The following is a 20,095-nucleotide window of genomic DNA, read 5'->3' on the forward strand; positions in this document are numbered from 1 at the left end:
TCAATCCTCCCACACCAATGAATTGTCATTTTTTCAATTTTGCCATCCCCTTCATACAGAACAGGGGCTGGAACCATTTCTAGGACCCGCTCTAGAGACTAATTATTCGAGAAAAAAGTCACGAGACCTATTCCCAAAGAAAGGATTTTTTTTCGCCAAGGAGCTGATCTCCCTGCTCCAAAGTGGTGCGCCACGCGAGGACCCGTCCGCCTTTTTGGTAGGCCTCCCCTGCGATCTGAAACTCCGCCACCCCGGTCTCGGCCTGCGGGACGATGTCCTGCACGAGCGCGCGCACCTGGCTGCCGGTGGCCGCCTGACGGTATTGGAAGGTCACCCGGATGGGGCCAGCGGCGGGGTCCACTCGCCAACGGGCGGAGTAATATTGCCCCCGGCGGGCTTGGCGTTCCTCTTCGCTAACGGCCCCGTAAAGACGTTTCTGGATTTCCCCCCGCACCATCAGCTCGTCGCTCCATTCCGGATCCGCTGCCCGCACGGTGAATTGCTTCACCTCTAAGCGCTCATGCGAAGAACAACTTGCCCCCACCAGCGCGAGGCCCGCCAACCAGACTATCGGTTTCATGTCCCAATCTTCCTTTCCTAATTCGATTTCCTCAATTACTGATTGGGGCATTCCCATGATGCCTCCCGCCATTCGCGAAAAACTCGACGCCTTTATCCGCGCCAAAGGTCTGCGGCAAACTGCCCAGCGCGATGCCATTGTGGAGCTCATTTTCGAGTCCGACGAGCACTTCACCCCCGAACAACTCTTTGATCGCTTCCGCAAAAAAGGTTCCACCGCTTCCCGCGCCACCGTCTACCGCACTCTGGCCCTGCTCACCGAAGCCGACCTCTTGCACGAAATCGACCTCGGCGACGGCCAGACGACCTACGATCCCAATTTCCTCGACCGCCCTTCCCACAACCACCTCGTCTGCATGGACTGCGGCAAAGTGATTGAATTCGAGGACCCCCATCTCGACATTCTCAACAACTGCCTCACCAAGCGCCTCGGTTTCCGCCCCCTCAAGCATTCCCTGCGCACCGAGGCCAGTTGCGAGCAACTGCGGGCCAAAGGACATTGCCCGAACCTCATTCAAGCCCGCCTGGAAGGCAAAAGACTCCCCAATCGGAAGAAATGATCACCATGCGCAAACTCTCGCAAATTCTTCCCCTTTTCATTACGATACTTCTGGTAGCCGGAGGCATTTGGCTGGCTCTCACCCGCCCGCCTCGGCCGGAACCCACCCCTCCGGCCCCTCTGCCGGTCGGCCCCGCCCTGGCCACTCTGGGCACCAGCCCCGATTGGTCCCGTTTGCAAAAATTCGATGGCACTCTCTCGGCAGCGAGCTTCGGACGTGATTTGCGTGAGATCTATGCCCTTCCGGAGGCTTGGCAACCGGCCATCACCTTCGACCCCGGCGGTGTGACGGTGAAGCATCATCACGGGGAAAACGCACCCACCACGCACCTGTCCTTTGCCGCGCAAGATTCCCCCGCCGCTCCTCTCCCCCCCCTTTCTGAAATCCACATTGCCCTCGATCCCGGGCACATTGGCGGAGAGTTCGCCATCCTCGAGCAGCGCAACTTCCAGCCTTTCTCCGAGGATGCGAGCCAAATCCCGGTCCGCGAAGGGGACCTCGCTCTCGCTACGGCCCGACACCTGAAAAAACTCCTTGAGGAGATGGGAGCCACCGTGACCCTCGTGCGGGAAACCTCCGAGCCGGTCACCGATCAACGACCCCAGGACTTTCTCCCCGCCTTTCCCGACCGGCTTCTGGCCGAAAAAATCTTTTACCGCACCGCTGAGATCCGCGCTCGCGCCGAGCTAGTCAACGAGGTCATCCAGCCCGACCTCGTCTTCTGCCTCCACTACAACGCCGATGCCTGGAATGATCCCGCCGACCCTTGGGCCCCCCGCAATCACTTCCACCTTCTTCTCAATGGAGCCTACATGGCGGGCGAGCTGGTCCACGACGACGAGCGCTTCGAGATGCTGCGCCACCTTTTCAGCCGCACCGCCCGCCGCGCTCTCCCGCTCGCGCAAAAAATCTCCGACGTCTTTCTACGGGAACTCGACCTCGTGCCCTACAACTACTCCCCTGCCGCGCCAGCCCTGCCCGTCGACCCGGTGCGCCCCATCTACGCCCGCAACCTCCTCGCCAACCGTCTCTACGAAGCCCCCACCATTTTCCTCGAGCCCTATGTGATGAACCATCGCGAAGTCTATCACCGCGTGCAGCTCGGCGACTACGAGGGCTTTCGCGAAATCAACGGCACGCCCCGCCGCTCCCTGGTGCGGGAATATGCCTACACCCTCGCCCAAGGCATCGCCGAATTCTACCGCGAGAACCCCCGAACCTCTCCCTTGCCATGACTCCCACCTTGCTTATTGCCGGCCACGGCTACCTCGGCCAAGAAGTCGCCCGCCAGGCCCGCGCCCGCCAATGGACCGTCTTCACCCTCTCCAAATCCGGCGACGAAGCTGATTTCGCGGTCGACTTCACCGACGAGGCCGCACTGAGCAAGCTGGCCCGCCAGATTCCCGCTCCCACCCACCTGCTGGCCAGTGCCTCCTCGGGAGGGCGCGGGGTGGAGGCTTACGAGGAGATCTTTCTCACCGGCACCCAGCGCCTCATCGCCGCCTTTCCCTCCGCCCATCTCACCTTCATCTCCTCCACTTCCGTCTATCGCCAAACCGATGGCAGCACGGTGACCGAGGAGAGCGCCCCGCAAGGACAAACCGCGACCTCCGCCATCTTGCAAGAAGCCGAGCGCATGGTCCTCGCCGATAGCGGCACGGCCCTGCGCCTGACTGGAATCTACGGCCCCCATCGGAGCGTCATCCTGCGCCGCTTTCTCGCCGGAGAAGCCACTTTGGAAAAAACGGAACAGGGCTTGGGCCTTCGCCTGCTCAATCAGATTCACCGCGATGATGCCGCCCGCGCCGTCCTCCACCTCATCGCGGAGAACGAGCGCGGCCTTTTCAATGTCAACGACAACGAGCCCACTAGTCAACTGGCGACCTATCAGCAACTCTCGGAAAGACTCTCCCTCCCTCTACCGTCCACCGCTCCGCCCAACCCCAACTCCAAGCGGGGCTGGACCCACAAAGCGGTCTCCAATGCCAAGCTCCGCGCCACCGGCTGGGAGCCGCACTACCCCAGCTTCCTCTCCGCACTCGACGACCTTTTGCCCACCATCCAGTCATGACCGTCACCAGCCTGCTGCAAGAATTGGTTCGCATCCCCTCCGTCAATCCCGATGCCGTGCCCGCTTCGCCCCACTCCGGGGAAGAGGCCATGGCCCAGCATCTCGCCCATCTGCTCACCAGCTGGGGCTTTGCGGTCACCCTCGACGAAGTCCAGCCCGGACGCCCCAACCTCATCGCCCGCGCCCCCGGTCCCGAGGATCGACCCCGCATTTTCTTCGGCCCTCACCTCGATACCGTGGCGGTGGACGGGATGACCATCGACCCCTTTTCCGGCGAGGAAAAGGATGGCTGCATCTGGGGCCGCGGAGCCAGCGACACCAAGGGCCCTATGGCAGCCATGCTCTGCGCTCTTCACCACCACCGCGATCGCTTGGCCGAGCTCCCCGTGGCGGTGGATTTCGTAGCCTTCATGGGCGAGGAATCCCACCAGCCGGGCGCCAAACACTTCGCCCGCCACCAGGCCCGCGACTACGAGTTCGCTCTCGTTGGCGAGCCCACTTCTCTCCAGTTTGTCCGCGTCACCAAGGGCTCGCTCTGGGCCACAGTGCGCACTACGGGAAAAGCCACCCACGCTTCCCAGCCCCATCTGGGCGAGAACGCCATTCTCAAGCTCACCGCTTCGCTCGATTTGCTCAATCGCAAGCTCACCAACCGCCTCGCCACCTATCAGCATCCCGTACTGGGTCACTCCACGCTAAATATTGGCACCATTGCGGGCGGCAGCAGTGCCAACATCGTGCCCGACCACGCCGAAGCCACCCTCGACATCCGCTTCACCCCCGACCTCGCGGCGGAGGGCGGCGCCAGGCAACTGGTCGAGCAACTCATCGCCGAGAACCAGCTTCCCCTCACCTTTGGCCCCACCAGCGAGGCCCCACCCATGGAAGTGAAGCCCGACCACCCCTGGTTGCAACGTCTCACCAGCGCCCTCCCGGAAGGAAAACTGGTGGGCGCGCCCTGGTTCTCCGACGCCGCCCACCTCAATGCCGCCGGCCTCCCTGCAGTCTGCATCGGCCCGGGCTCCATCGACCAAGCCCACACTGCCGACGAATTCATCACAATCAGCGACTTGGAAAAAGGCGCGGATTTCTTCAAGAGCCTGATTGCGAGCTTGGAGAACTGAGCTCCTGCTCTTTCTGGTAAAAGCGATAGTGTCCGGTCAGGGGAAAAGCAAAAAGGCGATTCTCTTCCCGGGTGCCCGCGCCGATATTGTGAATGACAAGAGGGATCCCCCGAAGAGATTTTTTATCGGACACCACCATGATGTGCGGGAGACGTCCGTTGACGAGGCAGGTGACCAAGTCGCCTGGCAGATAGTCGCCCGGCTCCTGCGTGACGGGAAGCGCCAACCCCTGCCGCTCGAAGTAGGTCTGCAAGTTGGGCACGCGGCGGTGATCGATGTTTCGGTCCGGCCGCTTGAGCCCCCAGTTGCGAGGATAGGCGGAAAAGTGGGCCGCCATGTCCTCGTGCACCAGCTTTTGCAGATCCACCCCGGTGGCGCGAAGAGCCCGGATGACCACATCGGTGCACACGCCGGTCTCCTCGGGCACATCGCCCCCGGGATAGCTCAAGGCCACATAGTCAGGCACGTAACGGGTCGTGACCCCGATGCGGGCGCGGGCCCCTTCCACGATGGCCGCATTGGCGTTCTTTTCCCGCTCCTCGCCACAAGACAGTGAGGTCCAAAGGAAACAAATAGCCAGAATCACCCGCATGTTCAGTCAACGAGGCCCGATGCTCTCCTTGTCTCAACATTTTCCCCGGCCCCCAACTATTGCCACCTCCACTCAATGGGGACCTCGATATCGGGATGGATGCTCTGGTGGACGGGACAAGTGAGGGCCGAATTGATCAGCAGCCGGGCCTCGGGATGATCGGCGGGCAAAGGCATGGCGATGGTCACCGCCAGCCGGGTGATGCGCCGGGGCGAATCGCTCGACATCTCTTTAGCGACCTTGATTTGTAACCCGGCGAGAGAGAGCTCTTTGCGCCGGGCCGTGATTCCCATGATGGTGGCCATGCAAGTGCCGAGGGCGGTGGCCACCAGGTCAGTGGGGGAAAAGGCCTCCCCCCGGCCCTGGTTGTCTACGGGAGCATCAGTCGCCAAAGTCGAATTCGAGGGCCCGTGATGGGCTTCGCAATGCAGGTCTCCCTTGTAATCGATCGTCACTTCTACCATCTTCGTCGTCTTCCGGTTCCTCTTCTTTGTCGTCGACTTGCTCCACTTTGGCAAGCACGACGCGAAAGCCGTAGCCATCGTCGATCTCGCTCACCACGCGCCGGGCCCCGGTGCGCAAGTGCTCGGGCAGGTAGTCCTTCCACGAGCCCCCCCGGCTGGTGCCAAAGCCCGCCTTACGGGTGGTGTAAAAGTCGCTCACCCACTCGCGCACATTGCCCCCCAAGTCATGAATCCCCAACTCATTGGGAGGGAAATGCCCCACGGGGGCGGTGGTCGGGAAGCCATCATTGTAGCCGGAGACCAGCTTGGAAGGCACCCGGGAGGCCGCGCCCTCCATACCAGCGATGTTGACCACTTTCCCAGCGGGGGGAAAATCCTCTCCCCACGGGTAGCCATCGGATTCCAACAAAGCACGCTGACTGGGGGTCTCCCCCACCTCGCCATCCAACCCGGCCATACGCGACCACTCCTCGTCAGTGGGCAGCCGGTATTCATGCCACTCGCGAATGAGGCCGTGCTCCCTCTCCTGCAGCGTGAGCCATTGGCAGAAGTCGAGCGCATGCTGCCGGGTGATGTTGACGACGGGATGATCCTCGGTCTGGGAAAAATCAGGCGATTCGGGCATGACCCCCTCGGAGGAGACCACGAACTCACGAAAATCGCGCACCCGGGTTTCCCATCGGGCAACGAGGAGATCCGGGGAAAATTCCACGAACTCCATCGCGAGGCTATTCTTCCAATTGGGAATTTGCCACGGCATGCCCTGGGTGGGCCGCAAGGAGATCGCGGGCAAGGTCAAAGCCTGGCCTTCGCTCACGGTCACCGTCGTTTCAAAGTCCTCGTAACCATCGAGCTCCGCCCGCAAGCGATATTCCCCGGGAAAGACCGCAATCTCTTCCAGGGGAGTGGTCCCCACATATTCATCGTCGAGGTAAACCCAAGCCCGCGGAGGCTCCGTGGCGAAGGCGAGGCTGCCGTGCTGAATGGGGAAGACCCGCACCCGGAAGGGCCGCAACCCTTCATCCCACACTTCCTGAGGCACACCCAAAAAGCCCTCGCGGTCCTCGAACTCAACCGCAAAACGGTATTCGCTGGCTCGCACCCCGTCGGCCTCACTCTTCTCTGCCAACCAACGGACAAACTCTTCCCCTTGCTCGGGGGTGACAAAGGCCGCCCGACGCTTGATTCCGTTCTCGCTCACCTCGTGCCCTTCCCACTTCTGCCCATCCCCCGCCGGGGATTGCTTGAATTCCACCGGACCCACCAGGTAAGCGGACAAGTGGGAATTACCCTCGGGGAAATAGCGCTGACCCAAGAAGTCCCGCCATTCCAGCCCCGGCTCGGGTGGATAGCGCTCGAGAGTCACATTGAAGATTTCGTATTCCTCATCGAGAGTCTCGGTGATCTCGGCGGTCTTATGCCCGGGATAGCTCAGGAGAAAGGTGACCTCGGAGCCAAAGGGAAACTCCTTGGGCCCATAGGGAGTCGCCCCAATAGGCTCCCCCTCGCCATCGTAAATCTCCGCCCCCTCGGGAATACTGGCCACGGTGACAAAGGCCCGGGTGGGCGCGGCCTTGATGCGACCTGCACTGGAATTGACCACCACCGGAGTGGCCGTATAAAAGGCAAAACCCAGCAATCCCAAAGTGACGCCCACAGTGGCAAAGGGAAGGGCCAGCGGGGTCTTCTTTTTCTGTATGCGCTTGGCCCGGTGGATCAGAAGCAGGACCTGCTCCAGATCGGCAGCCTCGCGATATCGGCGTTTCTTGATGCGTGGGTCGCAAGTCTCGCAGATGACCTTGTTGAGAGCCAACCAGCGCTTGGTATCCTGCTTCGGAATGGGCTCATCGGGCAGCTCGGGAAAGTCCAGCCGATCTTTCCCAGTGGCCATTTCGTAGAGCACCTTGCCCAAAGCATAGACATCCGCTCCGGCAGATCCGGGGCCCTCCGGCGGCACAAAGCCCTCGGTGCCCACGAAGGTGCGCTGGTCGCGGGCGGCCACCAATCCGATATCAGCCAGGCAGGCCTGCCCTTTGACAAAGATGACGTTGGAAGGCTTCACGTCGCGGTGGGCCAACCCCTGGGCATGGAGATGCGCCAGCGCTCCCGCCAGACGAGCCCCTGCTTCAGCACAAAAGCCCACCGCGAGGGGGCGCCGCCCCGCCCGCAGCATGTCACTGCGCAGCGTGCGTGGCTCGTAATCGGCAGGCCGGATGTTGGAACCGCGTTCAACATCATCGCCCAGCTCCATCACGTAGTAATAAAACTCTTCCTCTCCCCGCCGATCCCGCCCGACGTGCAGAATATCAACCAGACCGGGGTGCTCGCGGGCCACCGGCTCATACTTCAGGATTCCCTCGAACTCGCGTTCGAAGGTGCGATCATCATCGAAGTCGTTGCGATAAACGAGCTTCACCGCGCGCAAGGTATCGGTGACCGAGCGCGCCATCCAGATCTCCCCGTAGGAGCCTCCACCGATTTGGCGGAGCACTTCCATATCCGGGATTTCCGGCGCTGACCGAGGCTGCCGGGCCATAGCTTAGATCTCGTCTTCCTCTTCCCCCAGTTTACGCAGTTTCTCCAGTTCCTTCTTGAGCACCGCACCCACGCGATGCTTGGCCAAATAAACTTGCGCCATGCTCACCCCGAGGTGCTTCTGCACCTTCTCGGCATCCCACTGCTTGACCACGTAGTAGTCGAAAATCTGATACTGCTTCGGCGAAACCAGTGCCTTGGTGCGGGCCAAGGCCGCATCCGCCAGATTCTGCTTCCACTCCACATCCCACATCCGCTCCAGCAGGTCACCCTTGGGATCCTCAAAGCGATCGATGACCGCTGTCTTGCGCTCATCGCTCCACTCCCCCATCGCCATCGCGGTATCCTTCTTCCGTTTGCGGAATTGGTCGTTGATGCGCCAACGGGTCATATTCATGAGCCAGGTTTTGAAAGACCCCTGCTCCGGATCGTAGAGATTCTTCTTACTCTGCTTGGCAATGGAGAGAATGGTTTCCTGAACGGCATCAAAGGCTTCCTCCGAACGAAGACCGGCCTTGAGGGCGACCGAGTAGATCAACCGCCAATAGGTCTTGTAAAATTCATCCCAAGTGCGCTGGTCCTCCCAGTTGTCGAGGCGCGCGATCAGACTCTTGCGCGTCTGTTCGTAAGCCGCCTCGATCTTCTTCTGCCGGGCCTTGCCCTCTTCGGACTGAGGCTCTTCGGGAAGATCGACCGCCGTTTTCTTTTTCGCTCGCTTCGCCATGCTCTTTCCAATGCTACCACGCCTCCTTGCTCTTGTCTTTCCCGATTCCGTCACCGGAGTGTCACGGGACGGGAAAAACCGGCTACGAGGATGAGGGCAGAAAACGTAGCATTTCAAGCCAGCTTTCAGCCATCGCCCCCGGTGTCACAGAAAAAAACACCCCCCGCCCCCCCATTCCCCCGGATTCGCCCTTGTCAAAACTCCCCCTCCGCGCCATCGCCATAGCCCTTCCGTGACCACATCCCGAGACGACATCTACATCGCCCGCTACCGGCTACGCAGCGCCACCGGCTTGAGCTCCCGCCGGACCAGCCCCGATCACCCCGGTGCCCTCATCCAGCTCAATCACGGCTTCGCCTGTCTCCACCCCTGGCCCGAACTAGGCGATCCCACTCTGGAAAAGTGCCTCGCCGATCTCGCCGGCAAACGACGTTGGCCCCTCGTCCGCCGCGCCCTGCGCTGTGCCGAGATGGACGCCGCCGCCCGCCTCAATGAAGACTGGATGTTCGAGGAAATGGAGATTCCCCCCAGCCACTTCACCCTCCCCACCACCGATAGCGACCTCCTCCTCACGGCCACCGAGCAAGGATTCGATACCATTAAACTCAAGATTGGCCGCAATCTCAGCCAGGAAGGACACTTTCTGCGCGAACAAAGCACCCTTTGGCCCCGTTTGCGCTGGCGCCTCGATGCCAACGAGAAACCCAAGCGCGAGGAAATCCGCGATTTCCTCCTCGCTCTTCCCGATGAAATCCGCGAACGCATCGACTTCGTGGAGGATCCCTGCCCTTTCGGTGAAGACAGTTGGCAGAAACTCCACCGCGAGACCCGCGTCCCCTTAGCCATCGACCGGGAAGCCGCCCCCAACGTCAGCTCGCGACAGAGCGCCCAATACGTCATCATCAAGCCCGCGCTCGACGAACCCTGGCTCCTTGCCGAAGCCGCCGCTGGCAAAGGGCAGCGCGTCGTCGTCACCAGCTATCTGGACCACCCCTTCGGGCAAAGCTTTGCCGCTTGGGAAGCAGGTCGCCTCGCCCTCCAGTTCCCGGGCCTCGTCACAACCTGCGGCCTCCAGACCCACCACCTCTTCCAGAGCAATGCCTTCACCAAAGCCCTCGGACCGGTGCAGCCGGGCTTCCAACCCGTCGCCTGGACCGGTCTCGGCTTCGATGAGCAGTTGGACAGCCTGCGGTGGGAAAAACTCTAAGTCACCACCAAGGCTTGCCGCAAAGCGGGCCGGGAGCAGAACTTCTTGAGCAAATCCACGAAGACCCGCCCCTCAAGCGGACCCTGCTCCAAAAAACGACAACGGAAATTCTCCACCATCTCCAGGCTCAGCTCCTCCCGCGGGCTCAGATCAAAGGTCTGCATATTCCACTCCTCAAAGCTGCGCCTTTCCACAGGCTCATCAACCACCCGCACAAGATCGCAGTGGCGCGGGTCTTCCTCCAGTGTCGCCATGAGAGCCTCCAAGGCGGGCTGAGGCCCCTCGATGGCCTGCAGGAACCGGTTTTCGTGGAAAAACAGGGCACCGTAAATTCCAGCCCCCGGGTTCCTCCTTTGGGCCGCGGCGCCGATTTCTCGCAAGTCAACCTCTACCCCTTTCCCACTAGGAATGTAGCAACTAAGGTAGATAATGAGGTGAATATTCGAGCTATCGTTCATCCGTTCATTTCATGCATGCTCCTTTTCCACCTCTTTGGGAAGCAGTATTTAACGATTTTTTCCGAATTCTCCCCTTTTCACCCGAACAGCTGACTCCTCCTCACCTCAGCAGAAAAGAAAAAACCGGGCCAGATTAGACATTCTGACCCGGGTTTTAAAAGGACTCAATAAAGAGGCAAGCTACGGACGGACAACCCGGTAGAAAGCCCTTCCGCCCTCTTCGGGAGTATCGTCCGTATAGATCACCATCCCATCCGCGATCGCGAAAGCCCCTCCTGTCAAGGTCTCCCACGAATTGGCCAGCAAAGTGGCGGAACGTTGAATCTCATCGCTGAGCGCGCCCGGATCGGTCACTCCCTCGGGCGCGGGGTAGGTCACCCGGACCTCGTTCGCGGACTCGTCGACCACGAGAGCCTCCACCACCAGAGGCGCGGGGGGCGTGAGGGGAATGACGGTGACGCTTACCGGCCCCAGAGTCTGGACTCCACCACCGCCCGAAGGGGTGTAGCTCAGGACATAGTCGAGAGCTCCGGTAGCCGTGGGCGTGACCAAAAGACTGCCCACTCCGGTCGCAGCATCGGTGGAGGAGGTGACTTCCCCCACTCCTTGATCAATGGTCACCGTCGCTCCCGGGTCCACCGTCCAGCGCAGCTCGAAGCTGCCCCCCTCGTCAATGACGTTGGGAGTAGCGGCAAAGGCATAGGGAACCACCGGACCCGCGACTGCCGCGATTTGATAGAGCACCCGCTGGGAACCATTGGCCTGCGCCCCCGTGGTGAAGGTGGTCCCCGCCGTCATCTGGCGGAAATACACGCTGTAGCTCGTGTTGGCGGAGCCATTCCCGTTCTCATCATTTCCAATGTCCAGCCCGGTATCCTGCCAGCCATCGGCAGCCACCCAATCCATCACCCCTCCTCCCAGCGTAGGCGGATCGTCTTGCCCGGAAGCTGGATCGGCTCCCCCGAGGTCATCGCCCACCCGGTTATCCACGATGAGAAAGACGGTCGCATCTTCTGCCAGGGTAGCGGTCACCGAATAATCGCCCGAATCCTTGCTATCATTGGGGACATTCATGTATTGGGCCCCTTCCATCACTGGCGGCACATCGATCCAGCCATGACTGCGGTCGGTGTAGACTGGATTTCCGGCAAAGAGCAGGCTCGAATTCAGCGAACTTCCGGTGATGGAATCTTCAAACAAAGAATCCACTAGTTCGATAGTTTGCACCAGCTCATAAGTCGTGCCATCAACGGTATAGCGCAGCTTGAAAGTATTTTCGCCTGCATACACCAGCCAACCAGACTCCTGGCCTTCTCCAGTTTCCAATGAGGTAAGAGAAGTTTCATCCACCTCTGTAAAAGGCCCCTCCTCTGGTCCGACTAACAAAAGCACCTCACTCGTGTTTGGCAACACGCGCCATTCCAAATCCACCGTGGAATAGCCCGCGATAGCCACCGTTGGCGAAACCGTAAAGTAAGAGGGCAAAACGGTCACCTCTTGCTCAAACATCACCGGAGTCCCCTCCAGATTGTAACTCAGCACATAAGTCGTTGTTTCAGTCGGGGCAGGCAGGGAGAGGGACCCCAGCCCGTTGGAGGCGGTATTGCCGCTCACATCGCCCACTCCAGGGCTCAAGGTCAAATCGGTTGCCTCCGGGGGAGCATACCAGCTCATCTCGACCGAATCTCCCTGGTAAACTTCCACTGGGCCCGCTGTGAAGAATGGCTCCGGGATTTCCTGCAAGATCAAAGTCGGCTGATGTTCAGGAGATTCTTCCGTGTGAAAAAACAGCTCCTGACTACCCCCGTAGATGAGGAAGGTCACCTTTTTGTCACCGTCCAGAGCACCTTGCAAAAGAACGGTCATCTCTTCACTGCCTTCCCCCATCACATTGAATTCTCCGCTGGGAACATTGGTGAAGGTCAACAATTCTTCCACCGCCCCCTCGGCCCAATACAGGTTGGTGTCGCCATTGCTTCCCACAAAGTCACCGCTCAACAAGGGATTCGCCGCATCATAAGCAGTGCTCTCGGTCAACAAGCTGTCATCCCCCGTGAACGCCGCCAGCGTCCAATCCGCCGTGCCCTTGGTATTGCCATGCGACTTCAGGGTCAATGTGGCGCCCACGATATCATCACCAGTTAACTCGACTCCGCTCAAATCGAACTGAACTTGTCCGATATAGAAGCGAGCTTGCCCGCTACCATCAGGCCCATACTGACGAACTTTTGCATAAGAACCATCACTTGGCACAAAGGTGCCATGAAAGGTATCCGGCTTATCAATCACTCGATAATAACCATCAAATCCCTCGCCATCCGCTGTCGTCACCGAAACATCGGCCGAAAGCTGTTCAACAGCCAGGAAGCCACAAACCAGCGCCACTGTTTTTGATATTTTCAATTCACTCATAACCTACTCTTTTTGAGAAAATCCCGAGTCCTCCCACCTCTCGCCGAACCTCCCGCACGCTCGCGACAAATCGACGAAAAAAATCAGCCCCCATAACTCAAGATCAATAGCTCACCTTTCCGAAAAGAAACTTCCTCCGTCAAGACGAAAGGCCCCGCTCGCAGGAAAACCAGTTATTCAAAACACACTCACCCAAATGAGGTATCAACTGCCGATTTTCATTATCTTTGAAAGACCCATAATAAGCTCTTTTTTCCTAGCGAGAAAAGGTCCACCCTTCGCCTTCAGGGACCGCGGAATCCGGAACGAAGAAGAGCATGAGGAACTTGACTCTCTCCGCCGCCTCCTCCCATGCTCCTCGCGATGAGCAAACCCACCCTCCTCGTTCTCGCCGCTGGCATGGGCTCCCGCTATGGCGGCCTCAAACAAATGGATCCCATGGGACCCAATGGCGAAACCATCCTTGATTATTCAGTCTTCGACGCCATCCGAGCCGGCTTCGGCAAAGTGGTTTTCGTCATTCGGGAAGATTTTGCCGAGGCCTTCAAAGAAGGAGTCGGAGCCCGATTCGCCGATCGCATTGAGATCGACTATGCCTTTCAGCAGCTCGACGACCTCCCGGAGGGCTTCTCGGTCCCAGAGGGTCGGGAAAAACCCTGGGGCACCGCCCATGCGGTGCGCGCCGCTCGGCACGTCATCAACGAGCCCTTCGCCGTGATCAATGCGGACGACTTTTACGGAGCGAACGCCTACCAGACTGCGGCCGATTTCCTCACCAACCTGCCCACCGACTCCACCGACTACGCCATCGTGGGCTATTACCTCAAGAACACCCTTTCCGACCACGGCGGGGTCAATCGGGGTATCTGCACCGCCAGCGCCGACGGCCTTTTGGTCAACGTGGAAGAAGTCGTCGACATCAAGCGCCAGGCAGACGGAACAGTGGCGGGCACCGGGCTCGATGAAAAGACTCGCCTGGTCTCCGAGGAAGACATCGTGTCCATGAATTTCTGGTGCTTCTCGCCCGCCTATTTTGCCCAGACCGAGGAGCATTTCGCCGCCTTCCTGCGGGAGAAAATCGAGACCCCGAAGAGCGAATGCTACATCCCCACAGTCGTGGATGATTTCGTCGAAAAAGGCCGCGCCACCTGCAAGATTTTGCCCACTTCTTCCAGCTGGTTCGGGGTCACCTACCCCGACGACAAGCCCCTCGTGGTCGATGCCGTGGCCGGCTTGATCGCGGCTGGCGAATACCCCGAAAAGCTCTCCTGAAGCCTCGCGACCCCGCTTGGTTCCTATCCCACCCGGCCGGTTCGCCCGCCGGGTTTTCTTTTTGGCAAAAAGAGCGGAAACGCACCCAACAACGGCTCGACAGCTGGCGTGGGAAAGGCCATCGTGTCACCACGAATGGCAGAGACTCTCGACAAGCGTTTTATGGACTTCGTGCTTTTTCAGGCACAGAATGCCGGGCTTTTTTTAGGCAAAATCCCCAATCCCGCCACGGGCCAAACCTCGGTGAATCTCCGGGCCGCTCAAAGCGTGCTCGATTCCTTGGAAATGCTCCGCGACAAGAGCAAGGGCAACTTGGTGAAAGAGGAAAGTGAATTTCTCGCCAAGGCCATTGGCAACATTGAGACCCTCCTGGAAGCAGCGGAACGCGGCGAACTCGGCAACGACGAAGAAGAATGAATACCTTTCAAATCCAAGACATCACCCTCGGCGGCGGGGAGCTTTTTTTCATCCTCGGCCCCTGTGCCATTGAGAGCGAGGACTTCACTTGGCAAATGGCGCGCGACATTCAAGCCATCGCGCAAAAGCTGGCCGTCCCCTTCGTCTTCAAGGCCTCCTACGACAAGGCCAACCGCACCTCCGCCGACTCCTATCGAGGGCCCGGGGCGAAAGCCGGATGCGCCCTCCTCGGAGCCATTGGCAAAGAGCTGGGCGTGCCCGTGACCACCGACATCCACACCCCGGAGGATGCCGAGATAGCCGCCGAGCACATCGATTTCCTCCAGATTCCGGCCTTTCTCTGTCGTCAGACCGACCTGCTGGAAGCCGCCGCCAAGACCGGCCGCGCGGTCAACATCAAGAAAGGGCAATTCCTCGCTCCCTGGGATTGCCGCAACATCGTGGGAAAGATGCAATCCTTTGGCTGCGAGCGCTTCACCCTCACTGAACGCGGCACCACCTTCGGCTACAACAACCTGGTCACCGACATGCGCTCGCTCTACTGGATGCGCCAGGAAGGCGTGCCCGTCATCTTCGATGCCACCCACTCGGTGCAGCGCCCCGGCGGCGATGGCAAGACCACCGGAGGCGATGGCGAGCTGGCACCCGTGCTGGCCCGGGCAGCAGTGGCCACCGGAGTGGACGGAGTTTTCATGGAGACCCATGCCAATCCGGCAGAGGCCTTTTCCGATGGCCCCAACCAGGTCCCCCTTTCTCAATTGGAGGAAGTCCTGACCTCGCTGAAGGCCATCCATCAAGTGCTCAATCCCTGACCGGCTCATGAGGAAAAGCGCGACAGTCTGCTTCGCAATTCTGGGAGCCCTTCCCCTGCTCCCCGGCGAAAGTTTGTCGCCGACTCTGGAGGTCCTCCCCCTCAACAGCACTCTCAGCGACGTCACCATCCCGCGCTACGACGAGAACAATCGTCGCGTGGCCTACCTGAAGGCGGGGCTGATGGAAATCCTCCCCGATGGACCTCCCGTGAACGACCGCCAGGCCATCATGGTGGATTGCAGCGACATCCAGCTGCGCATGAATACCGAGGCCGCCGGAGGCCACGTGGCGGTCGATATGGAGCAGGCCCGCTACCGGCTCACGCCCGGCGTCTTGACGGTGCAGGAAAGGATCACCGCCTCCAGTCCCCAGTTCGACCTCGCGGGCACCGGAGGGGTCTTCCACCTCGACACCCGCCGCGGCTTCCTTTTCGGACCCATTTCTTGCCAGATTTATGCCAAACCAGAACCCTCCGCCTCTCTCATGAAACCACCTCTCCCCGCCCTCCCCGCCCTCCCCGCCCTCCTCGCCAGCACCAGCTTCCTCGTCGCGGCCGAGCCCACTCATCGGCCTCCCACCGCCGCAGAATTGCTCAAGGTGGAACAACTGGCCACTTCTACCGAAGCGCAGCTGCAGTCCAGCCAAACCGAGGCTCACAAGGAAAGCGCCCAACATGAGGAAAAGGCACAAGACGCCCAAGACAAGCTCCTTTCCTTTTCCCAGCAGGTGGACAATCAGGCCCTGACCCGGCTCATCCAGAATCCCCCGCCCGCCAACACCACCGCCCAGGCAAAGGCTCCCATCAAGGATCCCGAGCTCACCATCGAGTGCGACGGCGGCTGCTTTTTCGATGGCAACGAAAATCTCCTCGTCCTTCTCCGCAATGTGGTTGTCAAAGAGGAACGCTTCACCCTGAAGGCCAAGAAAGAACTCAAGGTTTTCTTCCTCACCGAAGAGCCCGCAGAGGGCGCAAGCGAAGAAGAAGCTGACGACAACCCCGATCTCACCATCACCGACTTGGAAAGCCTGGTCGCTACCGGAGGAGTGAATTTCAGCGGCATCGATAAAGACGGCAATCCCGTGGAAGCCTCTGCGGCCACCGCCTACTATGACGACCAGAGCAAAGTGCTCATTCTCAAAGACGGCCGCCCCACCTTCTGGATGAAAAAGGGAAAAATGGAGATCCAGCTGCAATCTGAAAACCAGGGTTCCTCCGTGCGCATCGAATTGGGCGAAGAAGGCCTCAAAGCCAACACCTCCGGCGATGGCTGGAAGATTGACAGCAAGGACTTCCCCTTGAAAAACAACTGAACTTCCATGGTTGCACCCACCAAAAGCCCGCAAGCGACGAACATCCTCGAAGTCACCGGCCTGCGCAAATGCTACGGCAAGCGCCCGGTGGTGGAGAACGTGGCCCTCTCTGTCAAACCAGGTGAGATCGTCGGCCTCCTGGGCCCCAATGGCGCGGGCAAAACCACCACCTTCTACATGGTGGCCGGCCTCGTTCCGCCCAATGCGGGCACGGTGCGGCTCAATGGCAAAGACGTCACCCGCCACGCCATCCACCGCCGGGCCCGGCAGGGGCTGGGCTATCTGCCGCAAGAAGAATCCATCTTCCGCAAGCTCACCGTGGAACAAAATCTCCTCGCCGTTCTGGAAGCGCAGCGAGGCTTATCCAAAAAGGCCCGCTTGGAAAAAGCGGAAGGGCTCATGGAGCGCTTCGGCATCACCAACATCCGCAAGTCCCTGGCCATTACCCTATCCGGGGGAGAGAAACGCCGCCTCACCATCGCCCGGGCCCTCTGCACCGACCCCACCATCCTCCTCCTCGACGAGCCCTTCTCCGGTGTCGACCCCCGCGCGGTAGCCGATATCCAGAAGATCATCACCCAGCTGCGTAACGAGGACGGCCTCGCCCTCCTCATCACCGACCACAATGTGCGCGAAACCCTGCACATCACCGACCGCACCTACCTCCTCGTCGATGGCCGCGTCATCCTGGAGGGCTCGGCCGAAACCATCGCCAACGACCCCGAAGCCCGCAAATTCTACTTGGGCGACGAGTTCCGGTTGTAAACCAAAGCAAAAGATAATTGCCTGAACGAGAGCAGTGAACACCCGATTTCCTCCCGCTCTCGTTATTTCAACCGTTCTTTTGGGAGCAGGGACAATCGCTCTTTTTGGTCAGGTTGACTCGCCGCTAGGGCTGATTCTTCTCGTCCCTTTTTCCCTATTCCCTCTATTCGTGTCAATCTACCTCTCTTCCTTTTGCCTCGAACGATTTTGCCAGATTCTCCTGACCGTAGGGTCTCTTCTTTACGGCGGCTGGTTTGCTTTCGTTTACCTCAGCGCCTTCCACTGGCACCTCGATGCCCAAAGTTCGATTGCCCTCCTTTTCGTCGGGATCTATTCCTTGCCGATCATGATTCCCATCTGGCTCGTAAGTGCGACCGTTCATCGCCGACGCTTGAACAAAAATTAGAAAAATTTCTCCCCTCGCCACTTCCCCCAAGATCTGCTATCTTCGGGCCCATGATCGCCCTCGAACAAAGCCCGGTTCAATCTGATCCCCGGATCGTGGGCGGCACGCTGGTTTTTCGGGGCACCCGTGTCTCCGCCCAGACCCTCTTGGATTATCTCGACTCAGGAGAAGGACTGGAGAGCTTTTTAGAGGATTTTCCTTCCGTAGAAAAAGCGAGCGCACTCCTTTTCCTCAAAATTGCTCGTGAAGACTGTCATTCTTGATGAGAACCTTCCCCAAAAGCTCCGCCATTGGCTTAGTGAGTTCGAGGTTGTTACCGTTTATTATCAGGGCTGGTCGGGGGTCCAGAACGGGGAGCTGATTGCTCTCATCGATGGCAAATTCGATGTTTTCCTCACCGCAGACCGAAATCTACGTTATCAACAAAACCTCGCCGACCGGGCAATCGCGATTGTGGAAATCCCTTTTACCAACCGGAGGGAAATTCCTCAATACATTGAGGCTATTATAGCGGCCATCATTTCTGCCCAACCGGGAGATTACCTCACGATTGATCGACAGTGATCATCCTGACGATAAATCTCCTCACCCGCCCTGCTGCAAGCGCTTCAGGCGGCGTTTGAGGGAAAGCTTGGTGGCGGGGGCCACCCGATCGATGAAGAGAACGCCATTGAGGTGGTCGACCTCGTGCTGGATGGCCCGGGCGAGGAGACCATCGCTCTCCAGCTTGATCACGCGACCATCGAGAAGCTCCAGCTTGGCAATGACATCGAGGGGGCGCTTCACCTCGGCCTGGATGTCCTGAATGCTGAGACAGCCCTCGCGGCCCAGCTCCTTTTCCTCACCAAATTCCAGCTCGGGGTTGATGAAGACCAAGGGCATGACTTCATCCAACTCCGCCACTTTATCGTCGATTTTCAGGTAGGTGATGGACTCCGGGTCGTGGGAGACATCGACCACCGCGAGACGAAGGTCTTCCCCGATTTGCGGGGCGGCCAAGCCCACTCCATGGGCGTCGTTCATGGTTTCGATCATATTTTCGGCGAGCTCGCGGATCTCATCCGTCACCTCTTCCACAACCCGACACTTTTTGCGTAGAATCGGGTCTCCGTATTGTTTGATTTCCAAAACCATGTCTCAGTTGTTTTCAGTGGGCAAATTGATGCGGGCGGGCACCTCTTTCAGTTCAATCCCGACCTCGCTGAGCGCCTCCCATACCTTGAAGAGCTGGCCAAGGGAAGAGCCTTCGTCAGCTTCCAGCTCCAATTCGCGGTCGGGATTGACCGTCTGGAAGGCTTTCAGGTATCCCGCCAGCTCTCCTTCCGGCACGGTGACCCCTTCGAGGAGAATATCCCCCTCACGAGTGAGGGCGAGGACCGAGCGCTCGACGGTGAGCTCGCTGGAAGCCACTTCCTTCACCGTCGGCAATTCGATGGGCACGACTGGCCGGGGCTTTTTCCGGGTGGAAGTAACGATGACGAAAATGAGGAGAATCGCCAGAATATCAATCAGCGGCACGATGGGCACATTGTAGGCCTTGCGCTTGGGGCGGTAGAGTTCCATCGCGGCTTATCCTTGCGAACGTTTGAAAAAGACGTGCTGGTGACAGGCGGAGACCACCTTGCTGAGGACCACCTCCAGGCGGGCGGCCATGGTCTCGATCTGGCGGGAGAAATAACTGTGAGCAATCACGCTGGGCACGGCCACCGCCAGCCCCGCAATGGTGGTGCTGAGGGCCATGGCAATCCCCTTGGACAACTGCGAGTAATCGGCATCGGCCCCGAAATCGCGGAAGACGAGCACGAGACCGCTGGCGGTCCCCAAAAGTCCCAGCAAGGGAGCAATGGTGATGACCACCTCCAGCACCGGAAGGCCACCATTGAGCTTCACAATCTCCTCGCGGGCACTGGATTGCACCGCTTCCTGCACTTCGATCTGACTGCGCCCGGCATTACTGACGGCCACCGAGCACAGGCGGGAGAGCGCGGATTGTCCGGCCCGAAATTCCCCCTCCAAATCGCCGAGAGTGTCGTTTTCCAGATACTGGTCAAAGCGTTCCACCTCGCCCGCGAGCTTGTCGGGGATGATGTGCTCCTTACGCAGAGTCATCAGCTTCATCACCGTGACGGCGAGGGCAACGATGGAGCACAAGGCAATGGCGGCCATGAAGGGGCCGCCATTCACGAGAAAATCCCACACGCGGGAAGTGGCATCAAAGTAGGAAGCAGCCAAAAGAGGGTTCATACAGGTGACGAACTCCATGACACAGACCGTGATTCCCGCCAAGTCTGGAAGAAAAAAAGTCTGAATGAGCAAAAATATCAGGAAATTTACTTTCTTCTTATTTCCAACTACTTGCCGATAAATCCTATTGTTTTGCGCCAG

General features: G+C 59.4%; 23 protein-coding genes. 13 read left to right on the plus strand and 10 right to left on the minus strand.

The annotated features are described in order from the left end of the window. Positions 1-127: 127 nt before the first annotated feature. On the minus strand, positions 128-580 hold the full coding sequence (locus JIN78_RS08490) for a hypothetical protein (protein ID WP_200391530.1): 453 nt from the start codon (positions 578-580) through the stop codon (positions 128-130). Here JIN78_RS08490 and JIN78_RS08495 point away from each other — a divergent pair. The 4 genes from JIN78_RS08495 to JIN78_RS08510 are packed head-to-tail and all read left to right on the plus strand — an operon-like array spanning position 579 to position 4,334. Beyond that, complete coding sequence (locus JIN78_RS08495; protein WP_234037884.1) at positions 579-1,139, plus strand: Fur family transcriptional regulator; 561 nt, start codon at positions 579-581, stop codon at positions 1,137-1,139. The two genes, JIN78_RS08490 and JIN78_RS08495, sit on opposite strands and share 2 nt — an antisense overlap. Positions 1,140-1,144: 5 nt before the next feature. Then, a complete protein-coding gene (locus JIN78_RS08500; protein WP_200391531.1) occupies positions 1,145-2,374 on the plus strand; it encodes an N-acetylmuramoyl-L-alanine amidase in 1,230 nt (409 codons plus the stop codon). After that, positions 2,371-3,210, plus strand: coding sequence for an NAD-dependent epimerase/dehydratase family protein (locus JIN78_RS08505; RefSeq protein ID WP_200391532.1), 840 nt, complete (start codon positions 2,371-2,373; stop codon positions 3,208-3,210). Before JIN78_RS08500 ends, JIN78_RS08505 begins: the two co-directional genes overlap by 4 nt. Next, positions 3,207-4,334 (plus strand): M20 family metallopeptidase, encoded by a 1,128-nt coding sequence (locus tag JIN78_RS08510; protein WP_200391533.1) that lies wholly within the window; start codon positions 3,207-3,209, stop codon positions 4,332-4,334. The genes JIN78_RS08505 and JIN78_RS08510 overlap by 4 nt, the downstream gene beginning before the upstream one ends. Here the strand turns inward: JIN78_RS08510 and JIN78_RS08515 are convergent. The 4 genes from JIN78_RS08515 to JIN78_RS08530 are packed head-to-tail and all read right to left on the minus strand — an operon-like array spanning position 4,303 to position 8,649. After that, entirely contained in the window at positions 4,303-4,926 is a 624-nt protein-coding gene (locus tag JIN78_RS08515) for a DUF1287 domain-containing protein (RefSeq protein WP_200391534.1), read from the minus strand. The genes JIN78_RS08510 and JIN78_RS08515 overlap by 32 nt on opposite strands. 56 nt (positions 4,927-4,982) lie before the next feature. After that, complete coding sequence (locus JIN78_RS08520) at positions 4,983-5,390, minus strand: OsmC family protein (RefSeq protein ID WP_200391535.1); 408 nt, start codon at positions 5,388-5,390, stop codon at positions 4,983-4,985. Beyond that, complete coding sequence (locus JIN78_RS08525) at positions 5,308-7,887, minus strand: SUMF1/EgtB/PvdO family nonheme iron enzyme (protein ID WP_200391536.1); 2,580 nt, start codon at positions 7,885-7,887, stop codon at positions 5,308-5,310. Before JIN78_RS08525 ends, JIN78_RS08520 begins: the two co-directional genes overlap by 83 nt. A gap of 42 nt (positions 7,888-7,929) precedes the next feature. Further along, a complete protein-coding gene (locus JIN78_RS08530) occupies positions 7,930-8,649 on the minus strand; it encodes an RNA polymerase sigma factor (protein ID WP_200391537.1) in 720 nt (239 codons plus the stop codon). A gap of 232 nt (positions 8,650-8,881) precedes the next feature. On the opposite strand from JIN78_RS08530, the gene JIN78_RS08535 reads away from it, so the two are divergent. Then, positions 8,882-9,856: an enolase C-terminal domain-like protein gene (locus tag JIN78_RS08535; protein WP_200391538.1), complete on the plus strand. Its 975-nt coding sequence runs from the start codon at positions 8,882-8,884 to the stop codon at positions 9,854-9,856. On the opposite strand, the gene JIN78_RS08540 is transcribed toward JIN78_RS08535, so the two are convergent. Further along, positions 9,853-10,314 carry a BLUF domain-containing protein gene (locus JIN78_RS08540; protein WP_200391539.1) on the minus strand — a complete coding sequence of 154 codons (462 nt, stop codon included), beginning with the start codon at positions 10,312-10,314 and terminating at the stop codon, positions 9,853-9,855. The two genes, JIN78_RS08535 and JIN78_RS08540, sit on opposite strands and share 4 nt — an antisense overlap. Before the next feature lie 180 nt (positions 10,315-10,494). Beyond that, positions 10,495-12,726 carry a hypothetical protein gene (locus JIN78_RS08545; protein WP_200391540.1) on the minus strand — a complete coding sequence of 744 codons (2,232 nt, stop codon included), beginning with the start codon at positions 12,724-12,726 and terminating at the stop codon, positions 10,495-10,497. 363 nt (positions 12,727-13,089) lie between these two features. Here JIN78_RS08545 and JIN78_RS08550 point away from each other — a divergent pair, with 363 nt between their 5' ends. The 8 genes from JIN78_RS08550 to JIN78_RS08585 all read left to right on the plus strand — a co-directional run bounded on the left by JIN78_RS08550 (position 13,090) and on the right by JIN78_RS08585 (position 18,274). After that, the gene (locus JIN78_RS08550) at positions 13,090-13,998 is read left to right on the plus strand and encodes a nucleotidyltransferase family protein (RefSeq protein WP_200391541.1); all 909 of its coding nucleotides are present in this window, start codon (positions 13,090-13,092) and stop codon (positions 13,996-13,998) included. 135 nt (positions 13,999-14,133) lie between these two features. Beyond that, positions 14,134-14,415: a DUF1844 domain-containing protein gene (locus JIN78_RS08555; RefSeq protein ID WP_200391542.1), complete on the plus strand. Its 282-nt coding sequence runs from the start codon at positions 14,134-14,136 to the stop codon at positions 14,413-14,415. Continuing rightward, complete coding sequence (gene kdsA / locus JIN78_RS08560) at positions 14,412-15,227, plus strand: 3-deoxy-8-phosphooctulonate synthase (protein ID WP_200391543.1); 816 nt, start codon at positions 14,412-14,414, stop codon at positions 15,225-15,227. The genes JIN78_RS08555 and kdsA overlap by 4 nt, the downstream gene beginning before the upstream one ends. Positions 15,228-15,234: 7 nt before the next feature. After that, positions 15,235-16,539, plus strand: a complete 1,305-nt coding sequence (locus tag JIN78_RS08565) for a hypothetical protein (RefSeq protein ID WP_200391544.1) — start codon at positions 15,235-15,237, stop codon at positions 16,537-16,539. 6 nt (positions 16,540-16,545) lie between these two features. Continuing rightward, positions 16,546-17,304, plus strand: a complete 759-nt coding sequence (gene lptB, locus JIN78_RS08570) for an LPS export ABC transporter ATP-binding protein (protein WP_200391545.1) — start codon at positions 16,546-16,548, stop codon at positions 17,302-17,304. Positions 17,305-17,473: 169 nt separating this feature from the next. After that, entirely contained in the window at positions 17,474-17,710 is a 237-nt protein-coding gene (locus tag JIN78_RS08575) for a hypothetical protein (protein WP_200391546.1), read from the plus strand. Positions 17,711-17,760: 50 nt separating this feature from the next. Continuing rightward, on the plus strand, positions 17,761-17,973 hold the full coding sequence (locus JIN78_RS17850; RefSeq protein WP_200391547.1) for a DUF433 domain-containing protein: 213 nt from the start codon (positions 17,761-17,763) through the stop codon (positions 17,971-17,973). Next, positions 17,954-18,274: a hypothetical protein gene (locus tag JIN78_RS08585; protein ID WP_200391548.1), complete on the plus strand. Its 321-nt coding sequence runs from the start codon at positions 17,954-17,956 to the stop codon at positions 18,272-18,274. Before JIN78_RS17850 ends, JIN78_RS08585 begins: the two co-directional genes overlap by 20 nt. A 21-nt stretch (positions 18,275-18,295) precedes the next feature. Here the strand turns inward: JIN78_RS08585 and def are convergent, their stop codons facing one another. Genes def through JIN78_RS08600 form a run of 3 tightly spaced genes read right to left on the minus strand, consistent with a single transcriptional unit; the run spans position 18,296 to position 19,954 of the window. Beyond that, positions 18,296-18,844 carry a peptide deformylase gene (def, locus tag JIN78_RS08590; RefSeq protein ID WP_200391549.1) on the minus strand — a complete coding sequence of 183 codons (549 nt, stop codon included), beginning with the start codon at positions 18,842-18,844 and terminating at the stop codon, positions 18,296-18,298. A gap of 3 nt (positions 18,845-18,847) precedes the next feature. Then, the gene (locus JIN78_RS08595) at positions 18,848-19,273 is read right to left on the minus strand and encodes an ExbD/TolR family protein (RefSeq protein WP_200391550.1); all 426 of its coding nucleotides are present in this window, start codon (positions 19,271-19,273) and stop codon (positions 18,848-18,850) included. 6 nt (positions 19,274-19,279) lie between these two features. Beyond that, positions 19,280-19,954: a MotA/TolQ/ExbB proton channel family protein gene (locus JIN78_RS08600; protein ID WP_200391551.1), complete on the minus strand. Its 675-nt coding sequence runs from the start codon at positions 19,952-19,954 to the stop codon at positions 19,280-19,282. Positions 19,955-20,095 lie beyond the last annotated feature (141 nt).

It is taken from the genome of Roseibacillus ishigakijimensis, from assembly GCF_016595415.1.
GTDB lineage: Bacteria > Verrucomicrobiota > Verrucomicrobiia > Verrucomicrobiales > Akkermansiaceae > Roseibacillus > Roseibacillus ishigakijimensis.